Here is a 23,889-nt window from a genome sequence, read left to right on the forward strand (position 1 = left end):
TGATACCCATGACGACGCAGACTGCGCATACCCGCATCAAGGCCATCACCGAGCGTATCATTGAGCGCTCGAAACCGACCCGCGAAGCCTATATTGGGCGCGTTCGCGAGGCGGCTTCTCGCAAGCCGCATCGCTCTATCCTTGGATGCGCCAATCTCGCCCACGGTTTTGCAGCCTGCGGCCCGAATGACAAGGCGGCTTTGACCGCCGATGTCGTACCAAACCTCGGCATTATCACCGCTTACAATGATATGCTTTCGGCCCATCAGCCGTTTGAAAACTATCCGGAGCTGATCCGCACAGCCGCACGCGAAGCAGGCGGCGTGGCGCAGGTTGCGGGCGGCGTACCTGCAATGTGCGATGGCGTTACTCAAGGCTTTGCCGGAATGGAGCTTTCGCTGTTCTCCCGCGAAGTCATTGCCATGGCGGCAGCCGTCGGCCTGTCGCATGATATGTTCGACGCTGCGGTCTATCTCGGCGTTTGCGACAAGATCGTACCGGGGCTCATCGTCGGCGCCCTCACCTTCGGACATTTGCCAGCCGTCTTCATTCCGGCCGGGCCGATGACAAGCGGTCTGCCTAATGACGAGAAAGCAAAGACTCGTCAGCTTTATGCAGAAGGCAAGGTTGGCCGCGCAGAATTGCTCGAATCCGAGTCAAAATCCTATCACGGCCCCGGCACCTGCACTTTCTATGGCACAGCCAACTCCAATCAGATGCTGATGGAGATCATGGGGCTGCATTTGCCTGGTTCATCCTTCGTCAATCCCGGCACGCCATTACGCGATGCACTGACCCGCGAAGCGGCCAAGCGCGCGCTGGCGATTACCGCTTGTGGCAATGAATATACGCCTGTCGGCGAGATGCTCGACGAGCGGTCTTTCGTCAATGGTATCATTGGGTTAAACGCCACCGGCGGCTCGACCAATCACACGATCCATCTGATTGCGATGGCAGCCGCCGCCGGTATCAAACTGACGTGGCAGGACATTTCGGAGATTTCAGACGTGGTGCCTTTGCTGGCGCGCGTTTATCCAAACGGTCTTGCCGATGTGAACCATTTCCATGCTGCGGGCGGTATGGGTTTTTTGATCCGCGAATTGCTCGATGGCGGCATTTTGCATGAAGATGTTCGCACCGTTTGGGGTGAAGGCCTGCGCCCTTATGCGATTGAGCCAAAGCTCGGGCAAAACGGCACGGTTGTTCGCGAGCCCGTCCCCGAAAAGAGCGGCGACGACAAGGTGCTGGCAAAGATCGGCTCGCCCTTCCAGCCAAGCGGCGGCATCAAGGTTCTGACCGGCAATATCGGTAATGCGATCATCAAGGTTTCAGCCGTCAAGCCGGAGCGCCATGTCATTGAAGCGACAGCGAAAGTCTTCAACGATCAGGCCGAATTGCAGGCGGCCTTCAAGGCTGGCGACCTGACCGGCGACTTTATCGCAGTCGTGCGTTATCAGGGGCCGAAAGCCAATGGCATGCCCGAACTGCACAAGCTGATGACGGTGCTTGGTATTTTGCAGGATCGCGGACAGCGCGTGGCACTTGTCACCGATGGCCGTCTTTCCGGCGCGTCCGGCAAGGTGCCGTCTGCCATTCATGTGACACCGGAAGCACTCGATGGTGGCGCGATTGGAAAAATCCGCACTGGCGATATTGTTCGTCTTGATGCCGTGAACGGTACTCTGGACGTTCTCATCAGTGATGCGCTTCTTGATGAACGTATCGAACAGCGCCCCGATCTTTCAGCCAATGAACATGGCATGGGTCGCGAACTTTTCCGCGCTTTCCGCAACATCGCCGGGCGAGCTGACGAAGGCGCTTCGGTCTTCTGAAATCTGACGTGTTAAAAATAAGGCAAAGCGGTTTTTACGCCGCTTTGCCTCTTAAACTGACGAAAAACTCACAAAAAGGCGCAAAAACCGCCTCTAAATTGTGTCAAAATACTGGCTTTTCGAAGTCAACACTGCGGCAAGCAGCTGTCAAAGTGTTGGCCATCAGCATAGCGATGGTCATCGGACCGACGCCACCCGGAACCGGCGTAATGGCACCTGCCACCTTTTCCGCATCCGCAAAATCGACATCGCCAACTAGACGTGTCTTGCCTTCACCCTTTTCAGGCGCAGGGATGCGATTGATACCGACGTCGATCACTGTTGCACCGGGCTTGACCCAGTCGCCTTTGACCATTTGCGGACGACCTACAGCCGCAACCAGAATGTCGGCGGTGCGGGCAATCGCTGGCAGGTCCTTAGTACGGCTATGGGCAACAGTTACCGTTGCATTGGCTGCGAGCAGAAGGTTGAACATCGGCTTGCCAACGATATTGGAACGACCAATCACAACGGCATTAAGGCCCGACAGATCACGGCCATGAACGCGCTCAATCATAATCATTGCGCCAGCTGGCGTACATGGAACAAAAGCCGTGTCGACTTCGCCGGTGCCAAGCTTGCCCACATTGATGAAATGGAAGCCGTCAACGTCCTTTTCTGGCGAGATTGTCTGGATCACGCGACCTGAATCGATGTGCTTTGGCAGCGGCAGCTGCACCAAAATACCGTGGATGGCAGGATCGTTATTCAGGCTGTCGATGAGATCGAGAAGCTCCTGCTCAGAAGCATCCTCAGTCAAATCGTGCTGAACGGAAACAAAGCCGCATTCCTTGGCTTTCTTGCCCTTAGAGGCGACATAAACCTGGCTTGCCGGATCTTCACCGACAATCACCACTGCAATGCCCGGCACAACGCCGGTCGCACTAACGAGCTTTTCGGTCTCACGCTTCACCGTGGAAACCACATCCTCGGCGAGCTTCTTGCCATCGATCAATTGGGCCATATCGAATGCTCCGTTTTAAACAGGCGATGCCTTGGGATACAGCGCCTTGATCCTGAAAACATGCCAATAAGCGTCATCGACTGAGATGACAATCTCAGAAAAGGCAAGTTTCAGGATAAAGTCGCAAAATGCCGGAGCGTGAAGGCTATTTCATAGAGGAGCGCGACGCTGACAAAGATCGCATGATAGCGCCGGTTATCGGTGAACATCGCTATGAGACTGCCCGCGATCAGCGCACCGACACGAATTGGGTATTCGATCCCGTAAAGATTATAGTGCTCCATGCCTTTGATTAGCGTATCGATGACATCAGCGACATAGACCAGCGCGAGAATGCCGAAGAACCATTTTCGCCGCGAGAGGAAATAATCGCGATAGCCGGTATATTCTTCCATGCTGTCAGGAAAGAGCAGCGTGCAGAGCAGAAAATAAAGCCCGGCATAGAAAATGACGAAGAAATACTTCTCGAAGGTCCATAGAGGAATGGTGCGCAGGCTAAACTCGAACCACCAGAAATGGATGACGGAAAGCAGGATGAAAGCCACCCAGCCCAGATGAACCGGGTAGATTTTCTGCTTGCCTGGATGCTGGATGAAACGCGCGAAACCCGTCAGAAGACGGGATACGCAAAGACCAAGAATAATGCCTATGATGATGCGAACATGCGTGAAAGCTTCCGCAGGTGGCACGCCAGTCGTTAATGCCGGATCCATTGTTCCCCTCAATGCAATGTGCACCGCATCTTGGAACATAAAGAGTAAGCAATCAATAAATCACAATAAAATTATAAAAAGAAAGTGGCGCCAACTTATGTCAGCGCCACTTATTATGAATAATAAAAGCCTGCGCTTAGTTACTAAGCATTAGTTGATCGAGTTCAGGAAGGTTTCCCAGCTTTCCGACCAATGCGTGCGGCTCTTTTCATCGGCTGAACGCACATTGCATGTTTGCAAGTCGCTCTCAGGAATATCTTTTTTGGTCGGCCCGCAAACCCATACATCGTTATTTTCAGGCACGGTTGACGCTACGACGCTGACGATCTTGCCGTCTTTAATGCCGAAAAGGACATCAAAATCGGCCTCTTCATTGTTGAAGGCCCATGAGCAATACTCGTCAAAGTCCGGGCGATTTTCATCTGGCTTGCCACAAGCTTTGTCGTGATCAGGAGCCAGCTTATCCATAAGTGCTTTGCCTGCGGGTGACGAAATAACAAGATCAGCATCGGACAGCTTGCTGATTTCCTTAACGGCCCATTCCGGACCGTTTGGCGTTTCGGCGACGGCTGCACCTGCGGTCATAACACCGGCTGCAATTGCAACCACACGCACGATATGGAAAGCTTTTCCAAGCATTTGCTCACCTTTTAAAGCAATGATTTACAACAGATTTTATTAGGTCGTAACTATTTTCCAGAAAGAGACCTATCCATAAAACAGCATCTGTTCAACAAAGAATTGATTGCAAGTTTGAAACATTAAAGCGCGTCTCTTCTCCAGAGTTTTTGCCTTCGCGCCTTGCGGTTTGTGTTTATGGAGGGCTATATCGGACCCAACAAACGACAGTGCTTAAACACTCGATTCATGAAGGTGGAACTTTCTCATGCAAGATACAGTCATTCTCGTCGGTTGCGGTAATATGGGCTTTGCCATGCTCAAAGGCTGGCTCGACAGCGGCATTTTACAATCCGAGAATGTGCATGTGGTTGAACCTTCCGAAGCCCTTCAGAGCCGCGCAGCGCTTGCCGGTGTAAATGCCTGCTCAAGCGCCGACTCCCTCTCCGATGATCTCAATCCGCGCATGGTGCTGGTTGCCGTCAAGCCGCAGGTCATGGGCGATGTATTGCCTGCCTATAAGCGCTTTGCACCGAATGCGACCTTTGTCAGCGTGGCTGCTGGCATTCCGGTTTCATTCTTCGAACAGCATCTGGGCAGCGATGCAAAAATCATGCGTTGTATGCCAAATACACCTGCCGCAATCGGCAAGGGAATGCTTGTTACCTACAAAAATGCCAATGTCAGTGACGACGATGCAGCTTTCGTAAAAAGCTTGCTCAAGACATCCGGCAAAGTTGCAAGCATTACTGACGAAGCGCAAATGGATGCCGTGACTGCCGTTTCCGGTTCCGGCCCGGCTTATGTGTTCCACTTCATTGAAGCGCTGACCGATGCTGGTGTGACCGCTGGTCTGCCGCGCGAAACGGCAGCACTTCTTGCCATGCAGACTGTCATGGGCGCAGGTGCATTGGCTGCCGCAAGCAGCGACAGCCCAACCAAGCTGCGCGAGCAGGTTACAAGCCCCAATGGCACAACTGCCGCAGCACTCGAAGTGCTGATGGGTGAAGATCGCCTCAAGAATCTGGTGGCCGAAGCTGTTGACGCGGCACGCAAGCGTTCGATTGAGCTTGGAAAAGCCTAAGTCGATATTTTCGGCACCGCATCGATAAGCGCCTTTGTAACAGGCGCTTGCGGTGCCGCGATCAAATCTCGCGCGGGGCGACATTCGACAATTCGCCCGCGCTCCATCACAGCAATCCGATCGGCCATTTGTGCAGCAACCGCCAGATCATGCGTGATGAAGAGATAGGCCGTGCGTTCGGCCTTCTGTATTTCCTTCAATAATTTCAGAATAGAGCCACGCACCGTCACATCGAGCGCCGACACCGCTTCATCCAGAACGATGAGCGTCGGTGTTGTTGCAAAGGCCCGCGCAATTGCCACCCGCTGACGCTGGCCACCGGAAATCTCATGCACTCCGCGTTTGCTCAACTTGGGATCAAGGCCAACCTTTTGCAAAAGCTCGGAAATATCGCGTCTTATCCCATGAATACGCAGCGGTTCGCTGAGCAGATCATGCACCGTTGCGCGTGGATTGAATGCCGAAAGCGGGTCTTGAAATACCATCTGCATCAGCGCGCGGCGCTTTCTTAATTTGCTGCCTTTGAGCGCGAGCCAATCCTCATTCTCAAACTGGATAAAACCGGATTCAAGCGGATGCAGCCTTAGAAGTGCGCGCGCCAATGTGGATTTACCGCTGCCGGAAGGCCCGACCAGCGCCAGCGTTTCACCTGCTGCAATCTCAAGATTTGCGTGATCCAGCGCCAGCTTGTCGCCATAGCGCACGGTCAGATCAGTCGCCTGCAACACAGTTCTATCCATGTTGCGGCTCCAGCACGGGAACGGCTGCAATCAGCGCTTTTGTATAATCGCTCTTTGGGTTTGCTATGATCGCACGCGCTGGGCCGCTCTCCACCAGTTCACCATGACGGAACACGGCAATACGATCCGCCAAATTGGAAGCCAGCGCAATATCATGTGTGATGAAGATCAGCGTCATGCCGTCAGCCTGAACCAAGGCGCGCAGCAGTGCCACGATTTGCCTTTGCACAATGGTATCGAGCGCACTGGTTGGCTCGTCCGCAATCAACAGAGTGGGGTTTGCTGCGATGGCAAGTGCAATGGCGATACGCTGTTTCTGCCCACCGGAAAACTGATGCGGATAGCGCGAAAAACTTGAATTAGGCTCCGCTATCTGCACGCGCGCCAACAGCTTGAGCGCCTTATCTTTTGCCTCATGACGATCAATGTTTTCGTGGGCGCGGATTGTCTCAACGAGTTGCGCACCAACGCGCATCAAGGGATCGAAACTTGAAGCCGGATCCTGAAACACAAAGCCCACATCGCGGCCCGGCTTTGGTTTTCCATTCGGCCATTGGATTGCGCCTGAAATGCGAGCATTGGCTGGCAGCAGGCCGGCAAGGGCCAACGCCAATGTGCTTTTTCCGGAACCGCTTTCACCGATAATCGCAAGCGTTTCACCGGCATATATATCGAGGTCAAGATTGTTGAGCGCGGTATCGCTGCCATAACGCACGCCGAGATTTTCAATATGGGCGAGCACACTCATGCCTGCACCTCGCGCCGCGATGCAGCCTGCGTGATGCCTTCGCCCGCGAGATAGACGCCGACGACAGTCAAAGCCAGCACAAGCCCGGGCAGAATGGACAACCACGGTGCAGAGCGTAAAACTGTGCGGCCTTCGGCAATCATGCCACCCCATGTCACGCGATTGGGATCACCAAGCCCCAGAAATGACAACGCTGCTTCAATCAGAATTGCAGAGGCGACAATTACCGGCACAAGCGCCAGCACGGGCGGCAAGACATTGGGCAGGATTTGCTGGAAAGCAATTTCCAGCGGGTGCATACCGATAACGCGGGCTGACGCCACATAATCGCGCTCACGGATCGACAGCACCTGCCCCCGCGTAAGGCGTGCAGCCTGCGTCCAGCTAGAAAGTGCAATCGCCGCAACCAAGACCGGCAGCGAAGGTCCGGCTATGCTGACCAGTGCCAGCGCCAGCAAAAAGCCCGGCACAGTCTGAAAAGCTTCCGTGATGCGCATCAGCACTTCATCGACCAGACCACCGGCGAAACCTGACAGCGTACCGACAATGCTGCCAATCAGAATGGATGCAGCCGCTGCGGCCAGCCCCACGACCAGCGATGCACGGCTCGCATGGAAAAGCTCGGCCAGCACATCACGACCCAGCCTGTCTGTTCCGAGCGGAAACGATGCATTGTCGAACGGCGCAAGCATCGGCGTTGCAACAATACGCAGCGGATCGCCGGGAAAGAGCAGCGGCGCAAGAAGTGCTGCTGCGATAAGCACGAGCAGAATAATCGCGCCTGCAATGCCTTCGCCCGATCCGAAGTAACGTCTCATCCCACTCATGGCCGGGCCTTTCCCGCAGATATGCGCGGATCAAGCCAGAGATAGAGAAGATCGACAATAAAATTGACCACGATCACCATGATGGCACTCGTCAAAATGACGCCCAGCAGCAAAGGCGTATCGCGGCTGGCAACCGCCTCCTGTGCAAGCCTTCCAAGGCCGGGAATAGCAAAGACGCTTTCAATCACCACGCTACCACCCAGCATGGAAGCAGCTTGCAGCCCAAGCATGGTGACAAGCGGCGAGCGCGCGTTACGCGCCACATGACGCAGCACAATGCGCGGGCGTGATATGCCTCGCGCTTTCAGTGCGCGGACGAAATCCATGCGCCAGATGTCAGCCATAGAAGCGCGCATCACACGCAGATAAAGGGCCAGATAAATCAGCGCCAGCGAGACCACCGGCAGCAGGAGATGACGCGCTATATCAAGCCCGCGCGCCATACCTTCCTTACCGGAAGCAATAGTCTCAATGCCGCTCGAAGGCAGCCAGCGCAGTCGGATTGAAAACAGAATGACGAGCACTAGCGCCAGCCAGAAACCGGGTATGGCATAAAGCACAAGCGAGGCAACCGAGAAGAAACGATCGCGAAAGCTTCCGGGTTTTGCGCCTGCGACAATCCCCAGAGCCGAACCGACCGCGAAAGACAGCGCCGTCGCAGCGCCCATCAGCAAAAGCGTATTGGGAAGGCGCTCAAGAATGACATCGAGAATGGGGCGATTGAAACTGACCGACCAACCAAGATTGCCCTGCAAAAGTGCGGCAAGATAGGCAGTCAACCTGTGCCAAACGGATTGATCCAGCCCCCAGCGAGCGCGCATTTCAGCAATGGCATTCGCATCACCGCCGAAGCTTACCGCATAGGCATCAACAGCATCGCCCGGTGCTGTTTCCAACATCAAAAAACAGCCAATAATAACAATCAGCAGCACAATCATGCTGCTGATCAGTCGTTTCCTGAAAAGGGTTAGAATCTGCGCCACGCCGCGAGCGTACAATCAAAGCAACGCTTCGTCACAATATTTCGTCACTGTGCAATAAACACATCTGCCCAGTTGGAAACTGCCCAGCGCGGATTGTTGGAGACATTCTTAACGCGGTCATTGGCAACCGTGATAAAGCCCCATTCCGCCACGTTGATGAGCGGCAGATCAGCTTCGACCAATTGCTGGAACTGATGATAAAGCGCGGTGCGCTTTTCCTCGTTAATTTCATGTGCAGCCTTGGCAATCACCGCGTCCAATTCCGCATTGGCATAACCACCCTGATTGGAAAACGGCACGCCTGCTGCAATACCGCTTTCGACCAGAATGGTCGTCGAAATTGCGGGATCGCCGCGATAGACGGTCGGTGCGATGGCGAGATCAAAATCGTGATCGGTATAGACCGCCTTCTGATGTGCTGCTGAATCATTGTTGACGATACGCGCATCAATGCCGATTTCCGCCAGCGCCTGCCGCAGATAATCACCGAATTGTTTGGTTTCGTTGAAATATGGTGCTGGCAGCAGCTTTAGTGCAAAGCGCGTACCGTCCTTGCCGCGCTTATAACCAGCCTCATCCAGCAGCGCATTGGCCTTCGCCACATCGAAAGGATAAGCGGCAACATCGCCGGTATAAAACTGGCTGTCATATTGCGGAACCGGCCCAGTCGACGGCTTGGCATAGCCCAGAAAAATCGTCTTCACAACGAAATCACGATCAATCGCATGAGCGATTGCCTGACGAACTTTAAGGTCCGAGAGTTCCTTGCGGCGATGATTGACTTCGACGACCAGCTGATATGTCAGCGCTTCATAGCCTTTGGAAATCACACTGATCCCCGGCACTTTTGAAATGCGGTCGAGATCGGCCAGAGGCACGGCGGAAAACGCAGCAAGGTCAATTTCCTCGGCTTCCAGCGCACCTGCTGCTGCAGCACGATCCGGCAGCACACGATAGATGATTTCATCGAGATAAGGCTCGCCCTCGCCCCAATAATCTTCATTTTTCGCAAGGCGATAATATTCGCCGGTTTTGTGCTCGGCATATTTGAATGGGCCAGTGCCAATCAGCTTTTCATTGGCGGGATTGGCGGCAATATCCGTGCCCTCGAACACATGCTTCGGCAGTACAGCAGTGAGCGCTGGCAGCGCATTACGAATAAGCTGAAACGGTGTTGGTTCGCTGAAGTGGAAAACTGCCGTATGCTCATCCGGCGTTTCGACCTTCTCAAGCGCCTTGAACACCACGCGGCCAAGATTTTGCAGAGGTTTCCAGACCTGCAACGCCGAAAACGCAACGTCTGCGGATGTGAAGGGCTTACCGTCATGCCATTTGACGCCATCACGCAGGTGGAAGGTTGCGGTCAGACCGTCATCAGAGCCTTCCCAGCTGGTCGCAAGGCGTGGCTCCAGACCGTTCTCACCGTCAAATGAGGCTTCGGCCAGAGGCTCAATCACCTTGCTCGCCACGAAGAAAACGCCGTTGGAAGCGACAATGGCCGGGTTCAGATTGCGTGGCTCGGAATCTGCGGCCACGACCAGTCGTCCACCTTTTTGCGGAGTGCCTCCGGCCCGCGCCCAACGGGGCAACAGCGGCAAAGCCGCAAGCGATGTCGAACCAACCAGAAATGCCCTGCGTGATGCAATAAACCGAGCCATATCACTGCCCCTGAAATTCAATTCCCTTTGTATTTGTCTACACCGGGCCTCAGCGAATTGCAGGGAAAATCCTGTCACAGTGGCAATAAATATCGAAAACTGTTTCTCTTTTTAAATGAATGTCATTTTCAATTAAGCCCGAAAATCCCACAAAACTGCGGTCAAAAGCAATGTTGACCATCTTATGGGAAGCGAACTGATTTTCCCCTTCCGGCGCGTTTAAAGAAATTTTCTCCTTGCCAAACACCCGTCCTTGCATAGATCATGGTTAATTATGTGTTGTCGTATTTCGTGAGGAGAAATTGATACGGCACACAGTTGAAGAGCCGAGATCAGCTCTTTTGAACCGCATTTGCGGAGTCCTGTGTGAGAGTATTAGAGCAACCTTTATCCGCCCAGGAGGGCGAACGACGCTCTAAAGTTCCGTAAGTGCCTGTAGCTGAACCACCATTGGAAGAGAGGAAACAGAAATGTCTAGTTTGCTGCCCCCACTTCATGACGGTCATGCACCGATCTATTTGCATCACGCATTTCAGGACGCAGTGGATGCTTATGAAGACTGGAACCTTGAAACGGCCGAACCAGTCGTAGCAATCAATGGTAAGATCACGCGTATCAGCGTCGTTTTCCGTCGCTTGTGGCGCTGCACCGATACAGTCCCTCGCCATACGCTTGAAGCATTGAGGGATATCGTTCCGTCAAATCTGATTCACACGGAACGCTGGAAAGACAATGCCACATTCGCCGAAGCTGCTCATATGATGCGGACAGCACTTGAATGGCGCAAAGCACGGCGCGTTCCTGTCGTCTGCTAAGCCAGACTAACTTATGCTGCGGGCGGGATTTACCCCGCCCGTTTTCAATCACAATCTCTAATTCAAAGCTTGCGGAAACGCACACGCGCACTGCGTTCAATGGCTGCAACAGTCAGCTCATCCAGCGCCCAGCGATCACGAAGCATCTGAAGAAACTCAAGCTCTTCCTGCTCGACATGCAGGTCAGCCGCAGCCACTTCAACCGCCAGTGCATAGGCTGTGTCGTAAAGCTTTTCCGGCATTGCATCATGCGCAAGATCTAGAATTCGTTCCAGGCCGTCGTCATAAGAAAGCATTTCGAGGCAATCACTCGCCAGCTTTGGCAATCTCGCAGCATCAAAGCCCTGAAAAACTGGAAGGCGCGACACCACATTGCTGATCGACGCCAGCTCTGCATCAGTCATGGTTGTATCTGCGGCGGAAGTCGTCACCATGATGTAAACGAGTGCGTCCTGAGGTGAAATGTTTTTCATCGAATGCTCCTGCATCGTTCAACCGGAATCATAGTTTCGGCTAATTTTGAAGAAAATTAGGGAGCCTGTAAGACTTGCGCAAGGAAATTCGGTCGGAATTGCCGCGGCAAAGATTGACGTGTGAGTTCCACCGCGCCATAGAGCAATGACACGTTTCAGTGTAAAAGATTTCAACAAATAAAGCCCTTCACAGGACATCAGGATAAAATCATGACTTCGCACCGTCTTCCCGAAATTACGCTGACCCCGGAACTGACCGCGGCGGCTGCGGAAGCGAAATCGTGGCCTTTTGAAGAGGCAAAGAAAATCCTCAAGCGCTATGAGAAGACCGGTTTCCCTGAAACCGTGATCTTCGAAACCGGCTATGGTCCATCCGGCCTGCCGCATATCGGTACGTTCGGCGAAGTCGCACGCACTTCGATGGTCCGCCACGCTTTCCGCATTCTGACGGAAGACAAGGTCAAGACGCGCCTGATCTGCTTCTCGGACGATCTCGACGGGATGCGCAAGATCCCGGACAATGTTCCGGACAAGGCAGCCCTTGAGCCATATCTGCAACTGCCGCTTTCAGCCGTGCCAAACCCATTTGGTGGCGAGTACAAGAGCTTTGCCGAACATAATAACGCAATGCTCTGCCGATTCCTGGATACTTTCGGCTTTGATTACGAATTTGCGAGCGCAACCGAGTACTACAAGTCCGGCAAGTTCGATGCAGTGCTGCTGAAAGCTGTCGAGCGCTATGACGACATCATGAAGGTGATGCTGCCTACACTTGGTGAAGAGCGTCAGGCGACCTACAGCCCGTTCCTGCCGATCTCGCCGAAGTCTGGCCGCGTGCTCTACGTGCCGATGAAGAGCGTCGATGCCAAGGCTGGCACCATCACTTTTGACGATGAAGACGGCGTTGAAACCACGCTTTCCGTCACCGGTGGCAATGTGAAGCTGCAATGGAAACCGGATTTCGGTATGCGCTGGGCAGCGCTTGGCGTCGACTTTGAAATGTTCGGCAAGGATCACCAGACCAATGCGGGCATTTACGACCGCATCTGCGAAATCCTTGGTGGCCGCGCGCCAGAGCATTTCGTCTACGAACTCTTCCTCGACCAGATCGGCCAGAAGATTTCGAAGTCAAAGGGCAACGGCATCGCAATTGACGAATGGCTGGCCTATGCGCCAACTGAAAGCCTTGCGCTTTACAACTTCCAGAAGCCAAAGACCGCGAAGAAGCTCTATTTCGACGTGATCCCGAAGGCCGTGGACGAATATTTCACCTATCTCTCGGCTTATAACCGTCAGGAGTGGAAAGACCGTCTGAACAATCCGGTCTGGCACATCCATTACGGCAACCCGCCAAAGGTTGAACTGCCGGTTACATTCGCGCTGATGCTCAATCTGGTGAGCGCGTCCAATGCAGAAAACCCAAGCGTTCTCTGGGGCTTCATCTCGCGCCATGTGCCGGGTGTTACGCCGGAAAATAATCCGGAACTCGACGCGCTCGTTGGCTATGCAATCTGCTACTTCAATGATTTCGTCAAGCCGACCAAGCAGTTCCGCACCCCTGACGATGTGGAACGCGCAGCACTTGAAGGCCTTGATGCCAAGCTTGCAACGCTGCCTGCCGGTACTGATGGCACTGACATTCAGAATGCCATTCTGGACGTTGCCCGTGCAATCGAGCGTTATCAGGATCACACCAAGAAGAGCCCTGAAGGCGGCCCCGGCGTATCGGTTTCCTTCTTCCAGATGCTCTATGAAGTGCTGATCGGTCAGGAACGCGGCCCACGCTTTGGTTCATTCGTTGCCCTCTATGGCATCGATGAAACTCGCGCACTCATTCAGAAGGCTCTTGCTGGCACCTTGTCATAAGCGCTTGATATTTTTATGAGAAGCCTCACCCGGAATCGTACCGGGTGAGGCTTTTTTTATGCCCGGTCTTTAAGCATGTCGCGGAAAAGTGGGAACCGGTTTTTCGGAAACGACATGCGCAAAAATATAGAGATAGAGCGAGCGCAATGACTACGATTAAATGCGAACCGCTCTAGCCGGAGCAGAAATGATCTACCCCCAATGCGAACCCTTCGCCAAAGGCTTGCTGGCTGTATCAAACGGCAATGAAATCTATTGGGAGGCATCGGGCAATCCGGAAGGAAAGCCAGCGCTTTATCTTCATGGCGGACCGGGAAGCGGCTTGCGCACGGGCAGCTATCGGCAGCGCTTTAATCCCGAAAAATACCTTATCATCGGCATAGACCAACGCGGTTGCGGGCGCAGTCGCCCGCTGGTGATTGATGATCTCGACCAGCTTCATCTCAATACGACCCAGACGCTGATTGAAGATATTGAAACAGTCAGAAATCATCTTCGCGTCAATGCTTGGTTGGTCGCAGGTTCATCATGGGGTGCTACGCTTGCGCTCGCCTACGCACAAGCGCATCCCGACAGGGTGACTGAATTGGCACTCGTCGCCGTCACGACCACGAGCCGTGAGGAAGTGAACTGGATCACCGAAGGCGTTGGATGCCTTTTTCCGGAAGAATGGGAACAGTTCGAGAAAGCCTCTTCAAGGTGCGCGGGTGAGCGGGTTGTTGAGGCCTATGCGAGACGGCTTGCCAATGGCAGTCTGGAAGAACGCTTGCAGGCCGCGCAGGATTGGAACGCATGGGAATCGACGCATATCTCGCTTGATCCCAATTGGACGCCAATCGAAAGCCGTTTCGATGATCTGCAAGGCCTCGCCTTCGCAACGCTGGTTACGCATTACTGGGCAAATGATGGTTTCCTTCGCAACGGCGCTGAAATTCTGGCGAATATGGACCGGATCGCACATATTCCGGCCGCACTGATTTGCGGACGCAGAGATTTCAGCGGCCCGGCGATAACCGCGTGGAGGCTCCATCAAGCATGGCCTGCAAGTCGGCTGCGCGTTATCGAAACGGAAGGCCATGGCGGCCCGCTCTCAACGAATGAAATGCGGATGGCGCTCGACGCGTTTGCCCTTGGTCAAAATCAGCTCCGTTGACTCAACCCTCGTTAGTAGGTAGTACGACCTAACTACTAACGAGGCAGGACTATGAGTATCGAAAAAGCTCCATCGGATAGCGCGCGCGACAAGCTGCTCAAAGCCGCAGCCGTTCTTTTTTATAATAACGGTGTCGGTGGCACCGGCATCGACGCAATTGTTGAAAGAGCGGGCGTAGCAAAGAAGAGCCTTTACAACAACTTCGCCTCGAAAGCTGATCTGGTAAACCAGTATCTCGAAGCACGACATGCCGAATGGTTAGGCCTTTATCATGCACGATTGGAACATGCGGCGACGGCCAAAGGCAGAGTTCTTGCCGTTTTTGACGCCTATCAGGACCATGCCGAGCATGAATATGAACGCGGCTTTCGCGGCTGCGGCCTGCTCAATGCTGCGGCAGAACTAGCCGCAGACGATATTGGGCGGCAGGCAGTCAAACATCACAAAAGAGAGGTTGAGGCGCTACTCGTCACGCATTTGACAGAGCTTCTGCCCGACGCCCCCGATCATGCTGCTGCACTCGCAAGACATATGTCTTTTCTGCTTGAGGGATCAATCTCAAGGGCAGGTCTCGAAGGTAATAGCGGCTGCGTTCAAGATGCCCGTGCAATCGTCTCTGATATGCTGGAGGCATTGTGAGCAATTCATCCCGTGATTACACAATTGGTGTGTCTGCCGTTCTCTTCTCATCCGTTGTATGGGGAACGACCGGCACTGCTGCCACTTTCGCGCCCGAAGTCAGTGCGGTCGCAATCGGTGCCGCAGCTATGGGGATCGGAGGCTTGTTACAAGCTCTACTCGCCGGGCGCGGGATTGTGCGCAGCTTGTCCCTTCTGAATAAGCAATGGGGGCTTCTCGTTTTAGGCGGGCTTGCAGTTGCCATTTACCCACTGGCTTTTTACGCATCCATGCGGATGGCTGGTGTTACAATCGGAACGGTCGTCACCATCGGCTCAGCACCGCTGCTTTCCGCTCTCATCGAATATCTGTTCGACGGTGCGCGACTCTCGCGCCAATGGCTGCTTGGCGCGCTGATTGGGCTTGCCGGGATCGTGTTGATTACGGTCGCAGAAGGTGCAGACCATGCAGCTATAGAAACAAATAGCTCCGTTATTACAGGCATTTGTCTGGGACTTCTTGGTGGCCTCACATATGCGCTTTATTCATGGACTGCGCGCCGCACAATGCTCAATGGAGTTCGATCCTCTGTCGCCATGGGCGCTACATTCGGGCTTGGCGGATTATTGCTTATGCCGGTTTTGATCGTGGCTGGCGGCCCGTTTCTGGCGTCATGGAACAATGCAGCAGTCGGCATCTATATGGCTATTGTGCCAATGTTTCTTGGCTACGTCTGCTTTGGGATCGGTCTTGCGCGTATTCCGGCCAGCATGGCGACAACTATCACACTGATCGAACCGGTAGTCGCTGCGATACTGGCCATAATCATTGTAGGCGAGCGTTTGCCGCTGATGGGTTGGTTTGGCGTGGTACTTGTTATCTCATGTCTCGTTGTGATCACGATCCCACTCAAGAAGCCTTTGAGACAGGATCAGAAAGCCGTGGTCGGGACATAAGCTGATCTCAGGCTTCAGAAGCAGCAGGAAAAGAAATCAGTCCGGCGAACTGATTTCCTTGCGGAGGCGCTTCGCACTTCTGCCGGCAAAGCTATAACTCAGTTTGCTGGAGCGGGTGCCGTAGGCGCTGGAGGAAACTCGCCTTGCTGTGGTGACGGCGAAGTCGGCACTGGTTCCGTCTGTGGCGCGAGTGGAGAAGGATTCTCCAACGCTCCACCATTATCAGGCTCCAGACTTTGAAGGGATGCATCAGGCTTGTTCCCGAAGATACCCAAACGATTATCTTCGGCTTTTTGCCCTGCTTCCTGATAGGCACCGCCCGCGACAGCTTTCGCCCAACCATTGGCAACCAACCACTGTGCGGGATCTTCATTGCCAACACTGCACTGCGTTGAAACAGCAGCACCACTGTCATTTTGTGGCAAACGACACATGACTGCACGCGCCCGCAACCATTGCCGAAACGCCGTGCGCGCCTGCATGCCACAAAGCCAGCTTTCGCCAGATGACGACTGACAGGTTTGTTCAATTGGCATGGGTTCTATACCCTGCAGATCAACAGTCCTGCCCTGGCTCTCGAGCTTACCCGCGGCAATTGCAACAGGACGCTGCAAAAGCTGCATCGGCTCGCCCTCGTCTACAGATGCGGCAGGTGCTGGCGGCTCTGGTGGTTTTGGCGTTGAGGCCAGCCCCAGATCACTCAGAGGTGGGCGCGCAGGTTCGCGCTCTAGTCCATTCTGCTGCGATCCGCTTTGACCACTCTGACTGGCAGAGTTCTGCTCATTAGTGTTTGGCGCAGCTTCTGGAGCCGGTGTCTCCGGCGCCGCAGGATTCTCTGCTCCTGTGTCTTTATCAGGCTCATTATAATCGAACTGCTCGACAACAATTCCATTGCCCGAACCCGCTTCCGGTTTGCTTTGACCGTCACCACTTTCGACAACAGTGACCGGGCGGTCAAGCGCGCCATAAAACGGCGCGACAAATGCGGCCACAAGAATGGCCCCGGTTATGCCTGCGAAAACACCAAAAACAATGCGTGCATGGCTCTTTGTCTGCTGTTTTGCCATTACTGACTCGCCCATAGAATACGGGCGATCCACTCGACATCCTTGGTCTCAAAGGAACGGTTTGGAAATTCTGGATTGAACGAGTGAAGTTCAATCGTACGCGGCGTCTGGCGATGCAGGATTTTAGCCATAACCTCTCCGTCTTTGGTACGAACAACCACGCGGTCGCCGCGGCGAACCGGTGCATTGGGTGCTACGACCAGCGTATCGCCATCACGATAAAGCGGCAACATGGAGTCGCCAGAAACTTCCAGCGCATAAACATTATCGGTGGGTGCGGCTGGAAACTGCACGACATCCCAGCCTTGGCCTGCAGGGAAACCAGCATCATCGAAATAGCCACCCCCGCCCGCTTCTGCCATGCCAAGCAGAGGAATAGCGCTCGGCTCCTGCAAATAGTCACCATAATTAGGAGTCGAGGCTTCGCCACGAATGAGCCGGGTCAACTCATCGAATGTCGCGCCGGTCGCTTCCATGACTTTAGCCAGCGATTCCGTCGATGGCCAGCGTGCGCGTCCATCAGAAGCATAGCGCTTGGATTTATTGAACGTGGTCGGATCAAGCCCTGCACGGCGCGCAAGACCGGACGCACTTAAAGAATTGCGTTCTGCCAAGGCATCGATCGCAGCCCATACGCTATCATGAGAAAACATTGCTATAACCCGCCAAAGAGGATTTTAAACCTAATCATCCATCCTATATTGTGCCAAACCTAGCCGAAAACCTGATTTTACGCAAGATGTGCTATTTTACAGGGAAAATTTTCTTATTCATAAATAAAAACGCGCGACATCCGAATGCCGCGCGTATTTTTAATAGCTAATGTGACCGCAGATCAGGCTGCTTTCTTGGCCTCGCCCTTATATGGGTTGAAGCGCTGATAGAAGCTTTCGCCATTCTCTGCCATATCGACAAGTAGCTTCGGTGCCTTGAACTGCTGACCGTATTTGCGCTGCAACTCCTTGGCAAGTTTGACGAATTTCTTCGCTCCCATGCCATCGATATAAGACAACGTGCCGCCGGTATAAGGTGCAAAACCAAAGGCCAGAATGGAGCCGACATCGGCTTCACGCGGGTCGGTAACGATACCCTCTTCCATCACGCGTGCAGCTTCCAGAGCGATCGTCACGAGGAAGCGCTCTTTCAGCTCCTTCACGTCAATTTTATCAGGGTTCTGCTGCGGATAGAGGTCTTTCAGACCGGCCCAGAGATGCTTCTTGGCAGGCTTGGCTGGATATTCGTAGAAGCCCTTGCCGTTCTTGCGGCCCTTACGGTCAAACTCATTGACGAGCTTGTCCACCAGTTCCACATGACGCGGATCAACAGCCTTTTCACCAAGATCGGCAAGTGTTGCCTTGAGGATCTTCTGCGAAAGGTCGATGGCGGTTTCGTCGTTGAGCGCAAGCGGACCAACCGGCATACCGGCCATACGCGCGGCATTTTCGATCATCGCAGCCGGAACACCTTCAACAAGCATGTTGTAGGCTTCCGACATATAGCGCAGCACGCAACGATTGACGTAGAAACCACGCGTGTCGTTAACGACAATCGGTGTCTTCTTGATCGCACGAACATAATCAAGGGCTACGGCCAATGCCTTGTCGGACGTCTTCTTGCCGAGGATCACTTCGACCAGCATCATCTTGTCGACCGGCGAGAAGAAGTGGATGCCGATGAAATTCTTCGGACGCTTGGAGACTTTCGCAAGGCCAGTGATTGGCAAGGTCGAGGTATTGGACGCAAAGACCGCAGAAGTTTTCAGCACTTCCTCAGCCTTTTCGGTCGCCACACGCTTGACTTCGCGGTCCTCAAACACAGCTTCGATCACCAGATCGGCCCCTTCGAGCAGTGCATAGTCAGGCGTGGCCGTGATGAGCGACAGGAGCTTTTCCTTGTCGGCTTCCGTCGCGCGGCCTTTCTGCATTTCCTTGGTGATGAGGTCGGCAGCGTGCGCCTTGCCCTTATCGGCAGATTCCTGATCGCGGTCGATCAGCACCACCGGAATGCCAGCCTTGGCCGTCACATAGGCAATGCCTGCACCCATGAAGCCCGCGCCAATGACGCCGATCTTCTTGAACTTGGTTGGCTTTTCTTCAACCGGGCGACGTGCGCCCTTGTTCAATTCCTGCAACGACACGAAGAGCGAACGGATCATCATGCCCGCTTCGGTCGTCTGAAGGATTTCGGTGAAGTAGCGCTGTTCGATCTTAAGACCGGTATCGAATGGGACCAGAAGGCCTTCATAAACCGATTTCAGGATAGCGAGTGCCGCCGGATAATTGCCGGAGGTTTCGCGACGCAGAATGGCGGTTGCAGCAGGCCAGAGATTTGCACCAGCAGCCGAATAGATCGCGCCGCCCGGCAGCTTGAAGCCCTTTTCATCCCATGGCTGAACTGGCTTAAGACCACCCTTGATGAGCTTCTTGGCAGTTTCAACGAGCTTCTTGGCAGGTGCTACTTCGGTAACAAGCCCCATCGCCTTGGCGCGCTGCGCCGTCAGGCTTGAACCGGTCGTCATCATCTGCAAAGCGTCCTGCTGATTGGCAAGGCGTGGAACGCGCTGCGTGCCGCCAGCACCCGGAAACAAGCCGACTTTTACTTCCGGCAGGCCCATCTTCACACCCGGTGCATCGGATGCAACACGAGCATGACAAGCGAGCGACATTTCAAATGCCCCACCCATGCAAGTGCCATTGATGGCCGAAACCCATGGCTTGCCCGAGGTTTCCAGCTTGCGGAACAGTCCGCCCATCCGGCCTACATTGTCGAACAGTGACTGGACAGCAGCCTGCTTGTCCTTTGCCTTTTGCTTCTGGAATTCCTTGAACATGCCTTCGAGCATGGTCAGGTCAGCACCACCGGAGAACGTGTCTTTTCCCGACGTGATGACCACGCCCTTAACCTTTTCGTCGGCAGACGTCGCGTCGATGATGGCGTTCAGTTCCTGCATCGCCTCAACGGTGAAAACATTCATCGACTTTTCAGGCATGTCCCATGTGACGAGAGCGATGCCATCTGTGTCGGTTTTAACTTTGAAATTTACATAAGCCATTATTCGCCTCCTCCCCTTACACGCGCTCGATGATCGTGGCCGTACCCATGCCGGCACCGATGCACAAAGTGACCAGTGCCACGTTGAGGTCGCGGCGTTCCAATTCATCCAGCACCGTGCCGAGGATCATGGCACCGGTTGCACCCAGCGGATGGCCAAGCGCAATCGCGCCGCCATTGACGTTGATCTTGTCGTGCGGAATGTCAAAAGCCTGCATGTAACGCAGAACCACGGCAGCGAAGGCTTCGTTCAGCTCGAACAGATCGATGTCCGAGAGCTTCATCTTCGCCTGTTTCAGAAGCTTTTCCGTTACATCAACCGGGCCGGTCAGCATAAGCGCTGGTTCAGAACCGATATTGGCAAAAGCACGGATACGCGCGCGCGGCTTGATATCAAAGGCTTTGCCAGCCTTCTTCGAGCCAACGAGAACGCCTGCTGCGCCATCAACGATACCAGACGAGTTACCAGCATGGTGAACGTGATTGATGGTTTCGACTTCTGGATGCGCCTGAATACCAACGGCATTGAAGCCGCCCATTTCGCCGGGCATCACGAAGGATGGGTTGAGCTGGCCAAGCGCCTGCATATCGGTGCCGGGGCGCATATGCTCGTCATGGTCGAGAATGGTGAGGCCGTTCTGATCCTTGATCGGAATGACCGAATTCTTGAAATAGCCCTTTTCCCACGACTTGGCGGCGCGCTTCTGGCTTTCTACTGCATAGGCATCCACATCATCGCGCGAGAAACCGTATTTCGTGGCAATCAGATCGGCGGAGACGCCCTGTGGCATGAAAAAGCCCGGAAAGCCGACCGATGGATCCATGTACCAGGCACCGCCCGACATGCCCATGCCAACGCGGGACATGCTTTCAACGCCACCAGCAATCACCAGATCGTCGGCACCGAACGCAACCTTGGCAGCAGCGAGATTGATGGCATCGAGACCAGATGCGCAGAAACGCGAAATCTGCATTCCCGGCGCCTTGAAGTCGTAGCCAGCTTCAAAAGCCGATGAGCGTGGAATAACAGCACCCGCTTCGCCGACAGGGTCGACGCAGCCGAAAATAATGTCATCGACCTTTGCCGTGTCGATGCCGTTGCGGTCGCGCAAGGATTCAAGAACCTTCGCGCCCAGACGAACGGCAGGCACTTCATGCAGGCTACCGTCTTTCTTGCCACGTCCGCGCGGTGTGCGGACGTGATCGTAAATATAAGCCTCAGCCATTTTTGCTCCTTCCCGCTAAGTTCGAAAACTTAGCCTGATCTCTAAATCAAAATGCGTCTGCGTTAAGCGCCATCATGCTATCCGCACCCGACTGGATGCGCGCGAGATGGGCCACACTTTCCGGCATGATCCGCTCGAAATAATAGCGCGCCGTGACAAGCTTTGCTTCAAGATAGGCCTTGTTGCCTTCGCCCGATGCCAGCTTTTCTTCCGCAACCTTCGCCATGCGCGCCCACATGTAACCAAGCGCCACCAGACCAAACAGATGCATGTAATCGTTCGATGCTGCACCGGCATTGTCTGGCTTTGCCATCGCGTTCTGCATCAGCCACATGGTTGCGGCCTGAAGATCGTTGACGCCCTTCTTAAGATGCTTGGTGAAGAATGAGAGCTTTTCATTTTCGCGATTAGTTTCGCAGAACTCGCCCACTTCCTTGAAGAAAGCAGTGATCGCACGGCCACCATTCAGTGCCAGCTTGCGGCCAACCAGATCAAGCGCCTGAATGCCGTTGGCACCTTCATAGATCATGGCAATACGCGCATCGCGCACATATTGGCTCATGCCATGTTCTTCGATATAGCCGTGACCGCCGAACACCTGCTGCGCCATGACAGCATGTTCAAAGCCCTTGTCGGTCAGAACACCTTTCAGCACCGGCGTCAGCAGGCCAACCAGATCGTCAGCCGCCTGACGCTCTGCTTCATCGCCAGAGCGATGGGCAATATCGGAGTTCAATGCCGTCCACAGAATGAGCGCGCGACCAGCTTCGTTGAAAGCGCGAATATTCATGAGATTACGACGGATATCCGGATGCACGATGATCGGATCAGCCTTCTTGTCAGGTGCCGCGGCACCTGAAAGCGCACGGCCCTGAATACGCTCACGCGCATAGATCGCGGCGTTCTGATAAGCAGTTTCGGCAATCGAAAGCCCCTGCAAAGCTACACCGAGACGCGCTTCATTCATCATGGTGAACATGGCGCGCAGGCCTTTGTGTGCCTCGCCAATCAGGAAGCCAGTCGCATCGTCATAGTTCATCACGCAAGTTGCATTGCCGTGGATGCCCATCTTTTCTTCGATGGAACCACAGGACACGCCATTGCGCTCACCCGGATTGCCATCGGCATCCAGAATAAACTTCGGCACGATGAACAGCGAAATGCCCTTCACACCTTCCGGTGCACCATCGATACGCGCCAGCACCAGATGGATGATGTTTTCCGACATATCATGTTCGCCAGCCGAGATGAAAATCTTCTGGCCGGAAATCTTGTAAGAACCATCTTCCTGTGGTGTCGCCGTTGAACGCAGCAAACCCAGATCCGTACCGCAATGCGGCTCGGTCAGGTTCATGGTGCCGGTCCATGTGCCTTCCACCATCTTTGGCAGATAGGTGTCTTTCTGCTCATCCGTACCGTGGGTGAGGATCGCGGCAATCGCGCCCTGTGTCAGACCCGGATACATAGTGAGCGCCATATTGGCAGAGGACATATATTCGCCAACGGCTGTATGCAGCAGATATGGAAGCCCCTGCCCGCCATATTGTTCCGGCACCGCAAGACCAAGCCATCCGCCTTCGCGATACTGATCATAGGCTGCTTTGAAACCCTTCGGCGTCTTCACAGAACCATCAGATGCGCGGGCGCAGCCTTCCTGATCCCCGGTATGATTGACAGGAAACAGCGTGCCTTCGGCAAGCTTCGCGCCTTCGGACAAGATCGCCTCGACGACATCGGGCGATGCATCGGCAAAACCCGGCAGATTGTTATAACGCTGATAATTCAGAACGTCATTGAGAACGAAATTTGTATCCTCAACTGGCGCGCGATAGCTCGGCATCGAAATCCTCCAAATCAATTACCCGCTCGGCTCCGCATGAAGCGGAACAGGCTCCCACCTGTGTCTAAAGCGCGGCGCGCTTTAGTTTTATTCTCTCGCATATCGCGATCCCCGGACGGGCTTCCCCTCCAAGGAAGATATGCTTTCAGAATGATTGTCACAGCAAATGCTCAAATGCGTGACATCATGCCCTTCGCAACAAAAATGGGGTTAAAAATTCAAAAAACCAGCCAGTTTTGCTGCTTTTGAAGCTCTCGCCGCTCTGAAATTGATGACGAGACTCCAATTCCGAGCCGAAACTAGCGCACTTTGACGTTTCCGTAAACGTCAAAAATTACACTTGTTTGTGCGCTGCCGGTTTTCGGTGAATTATAGACGTCTATCGGGCTAATCTTGCGCTTTGGTGGGCCATTCGTTGTGATGGTTCTGCCAAATTGTGAATCTAATCATGGGCCAGAAGCGTCCTCTTCTGCAGGCCATTTCGTCAAAATTTGCAAGGATTCTTAAAATAGGAAACTTGTTCACCCGCCGATGATCAAGGAGCAATGCGCAATCGAGGATAACGGAGTCTGGCATACTGAACGAGGCTCGATATTGCTGCCAGATGGTCTGAACTGG

Annotated in this window: 21 protein-coding genes; 7 read left to right on the top strand and 14 right to left on the bottom strand. The window is 54.1% G+C overall.

The genetic code is table 11. From position 1 onward, the window contains the following. Positions 1-8: 8 nt before the first annotated feature. Positions 9-1,832: a phosphogluconate dehydratase gene (edd, locus tag RT142_RS07620; RefSeq protein WP_079213693.1), complete on the top strand. Its 1,824-nt coding sequence runs from the start codon at positions 9-11 to the stop codon at positions 1,830-1,832. A 103-nt stretch (positions 1,833-1,935) separates the two neighbouring features. On the opposite strand, the gene folD is transcribed toward edd, so the two are convergent. The 3 genes from folD to RT142_RS07635 form a co-directional block, all read right to left on the bottom strand. Next, positions 1,936-2,835, bottom strand: coding sequence for a bifunctional methylenetetrahydrofolate dehydrogenase/methenyltetrahydrofolate cyclohydrolase FolD (folD, locus tag RT142_RS07625; RefSeq protein WP_064321891.1), 900 nt, complete (start codon positions 2,833-2,835; stop codon positions 1,936-1,938). A gap of 110 nt (positions 2,836-2,945) precedes the next feature. Next, on the bottom strand, positions 2,946-3,548 hold the full coding sequence (locus RT142_RS07630; RefSeq protein WP_007879710.1) for a hypothetical protein: 603 nt from the start codon (positions 3,546-3,548) through the stop codon (positions 2,946-2,948). A 150-nt stretch (positions 3,549-3,698) separates the two neighbouring features. Then, positions 3,699-4,187, bottom strand: coding sequence for a hypothetical protein (locus RT142_RS07635; protein WP_313028187.1), 489 nt, complete (start codon positions 4,185-4,187; stop codon positions 3,699-3,701). Between the two features lie 247 nt (positions 4,188-4,434). On the opposite strand from RT142_RS07635, the gene proC reads away from it, so the two are divergent. Then, positions 4,435-5,250 carry a pyrroline-5-carboxylate reductase gene (gene proC, locus RT142_RS07640; protein WP_113496719.1) on the top strand — a complete coding sequence of 272 codons (816 nt, stop codon included), beginning with the start codon at positions 4,435-4,437 and terminating at the stop codon, positions 5,248-5,250. On the opposite strand, the gene RT142_RS07645 is transcribed toward proC, so the two are convergent. Genes RT142_RS07645 through RT142_RS07665 form a run of 5 tightly spaced genes read right to left on the bottom strand, consistent with a single transcriptional unit; the run spans position 5,247 to position 10,206 of the window. Further along, a complete protein-coding gene (locus tag RT142_RS07645; RefSeq protein ID WP_113496720.1) occupies positions 5,247-5,990 on the bottom strand; it encodes an ABC transporter ATP-binding protein in 744 nt (247 codons plus the stop codon). The two genes, proC and RT142_RS07645, sit on opposite strands and share 4 nt — an antisense overlap. After that, entirely contained in the window at positions 5,983-6,738 is a 756-nt protein-coding gene (locus RT142_RS07650; protein ID WP_313028190.1) for an ABC transporter ATP-binding protein, read from the bottom strand. Before RT142_RS07650 ends, RT142_RS07645 begins: the two co-directional genes overlap by 8 nt. Further along, positions 6,735-7,565: an ABC transporter permease gene (locus tag RT142_RS07655; RefSeq protein ID WP_313028192.1), complete on the bottom strand. Its 831-nt coding sequence runs from the start codon at positions 7,563-7,565 to the stop codon at positions 6,735-6,737. Before RT142_RS07655 ends, RT142_RS07650 begins: the two co-directional genes overlap by 4 nt. Then, complete coding sequence (locus RT142_RS07660) at positions 7,562-8,563, bottom strand: ABC transporter permease (protein WP_313028194.1); 1,002 nt, start codon at positions 8,561-8,563, stop codon at positions 7,562-7,564. Before RT142_RS07660 ends, RT142_RS07655 begins: the two co-directional genes overlap by 4 nt. 29 nt (positions 8,564-8,592) lie before the next feature. Next, on the bottom strand, positions 8,593-10,206 hold the full coding sequence (locus tag RT142_RS07665; protein ID WP_313028195.1) for an ABC transporter substrate-binding protein: 1,614 nt from the start codon (positions 10,204-10,206) through the stop codon (positions 8,593-8,595). A 470-nt stretch (positions 10,207-10,676) separates the two neighbouring features. Here RT142_RS07665 and RT142_RS07670 point away from each other — a divergent pair, with 470 nt between their 5' ends. Further along, the gene (locus RT142_RS07670; protein WP_007879732.1) at positions 10,677-11,021 is read left to right on the top strand and encodes a hypothetical protein; all 345 of its coding nucleotides are present in this window, start codon (positions 10,677-10,679) and stop codon (positions 11,019-11,021) included. A 62-nt stretch (positions 11,022-11,083) separates the two neighbouring features. Here RT142_RS07670 and RT142_RS07675 read toward each other — a convergent pair whose 3' ends face one another. Then, positions 11,084-11,494: a tellurite resistance TerB family protein gene (locus RT142_RS07675; RefSeq protein ID WP_007879733.1), complete on the bottom strand. Its 411-nt coding sequence runs from the start codon at positions 11,492-11,494 to the stop codon at positions 11,084-11,086. A gap of 210 nt (positions 11,495-11,704) precedes the next feature. Here RT142_RS07675 and RT142_RS07680 point away from each other — a divergent pair, with 210 nt between their 5' ends. The 4 genes from RT142_RS07680 to RT142_RS07695 all read left to right on the top strand — a co-directional run bounded on the left by RT142_RS07680 (position 11,705) and on the right by RT142_RS07695 (position 16,087). Then, positions 11,705-13,360 carry a lysine--tRNA ligase gene (locus RT142_RS07680; protein ID WP_313028197.1) on the top strand — a complete coding sequence of 552 codons (1,656 nt, stop codon included), beginning with the start codon at positions 11,705-11,707 and terminating at the stop codon, positions 13,358-13,360. 187 nt (positions 13,361-13,547) lie between these two features. Then, complete coding sequence (pip, locus tag RT142_RS07685) at positions 13,548-14,513, top strand: prolyl aminopeptidase (RefSeq protein ID WP_313028198.1); 966 nt, start codon at positions 13,548-13,550, stop codon at positions 14,511-14,513. 51 nt (positions 14,514-14,564) lie between these two features. Further along, entirely contained in the window at positions 14,565-15,152 is a 588-nt protein-coding gene (locus RT142_RS07690; RefSeq protein WP_313028200.1) for a TetR/AcrR family transcriptional regulator, read from the top strand. Beyond that, positions 15,149-16,087 carry a DMT family transporter gene (locus RT142_RS07695; RefSeq protein WP_313028201.1) on the top strand — a complete coding sequence of 313 codons (939 nt, stop codon included), beginning with the start codon at positions 15,149-15,151 and terminating at the stop codon, positions 16,085-16,087. The genes RT142_RS07690 and RT142_RS07695 overlap by 4 nt, the downstream gene beginning before the upstream one ends. Before the next feature lie 98 nt (positions 16,088-16,185). Here the strand turns inward: RT142_RS07695 and RT142_RS07700 are convergent, their stop codons facing one another. The 5 genes from RT142_RS07700 to RT142_RS07720 all read right to left on the bottom strand — a co-directional run bounded on the left by RT142_RS07700 (position 16,186) and on the right by RT142_RS07720 (position 23,271). Continuing rightward, on the bottom strand, positions 16,186-17,154 hold the full coding sequence (locus tag RT142_RS07700; protein WP_313028203.1) for a thermonuclease family protein: 969 nt from the start codon (positions 17,152-17,154) through the stop codon (positions 16,186-16,188). Then, positions 17,154-17,807, bottom strand: coding sequence for a helix-turn-helix transcriptional regulator (locus RT142_RS07705; RefSeq protein ID WP_064321904.1), 654 nt, complete (start codon positions 17,805-17,807; stop codon positions 17,154-17,156). The genes RT142_RS07700 and RT142_RS07705 overlap by 1 nt, the downstream gene beginning before the upstream one ends. A gap of 182 nt (positions 17,808-17,989) precedes the next feature. Then, entirely contained in the window at positions 17,990-20,206 is a 2,217-nt protein-coding gene (locus RT142_RS07710; RefSeq protein ID WP_313028205.1) for an FAD-dependent oxidoreductase, read from the bottom strand. 16 nt (positions 20,207-20,222) lie between these two features. After that, a complete protein-coding gene (locus RT142_RS07715; protein ID WP_194779510.1) occupies positions 20,223-21,431 on the bottom strand; it encodes an acetyl-CoA C-acetyltransferase in 1,209 nt (402 codons plus the stop codon). Positions 21,432-21,477: 46 nt separating this feature from the next. Continuing rightward, the gene (locus RT142_RS07720; protein WP_007879757.1) at positions 21,478-23,271 is read right to left on the bottom strand and encodes an acyl-CoA dehydrogenase C-terminal domain-containing protein; all 1,794 of its coding nucleotides are present in this window, start codon (positions 23,269-23,271) and stop codon (positions 21,478-21,480) included. Between the last annotated feature and the right edge of the window lie 618 nt (positions 23,272-23,889).

This window comes from Brucella sp. (genome assembly GCF_032066345.1).
In the GTDB taxonomy this organism is placed as follows: Bacteria; Pseudomonadota; Alphaproteobacteria; order Rhizobiales; family Rhizobiaceae; genus Brucella; species Brucella pseudogrignonensis.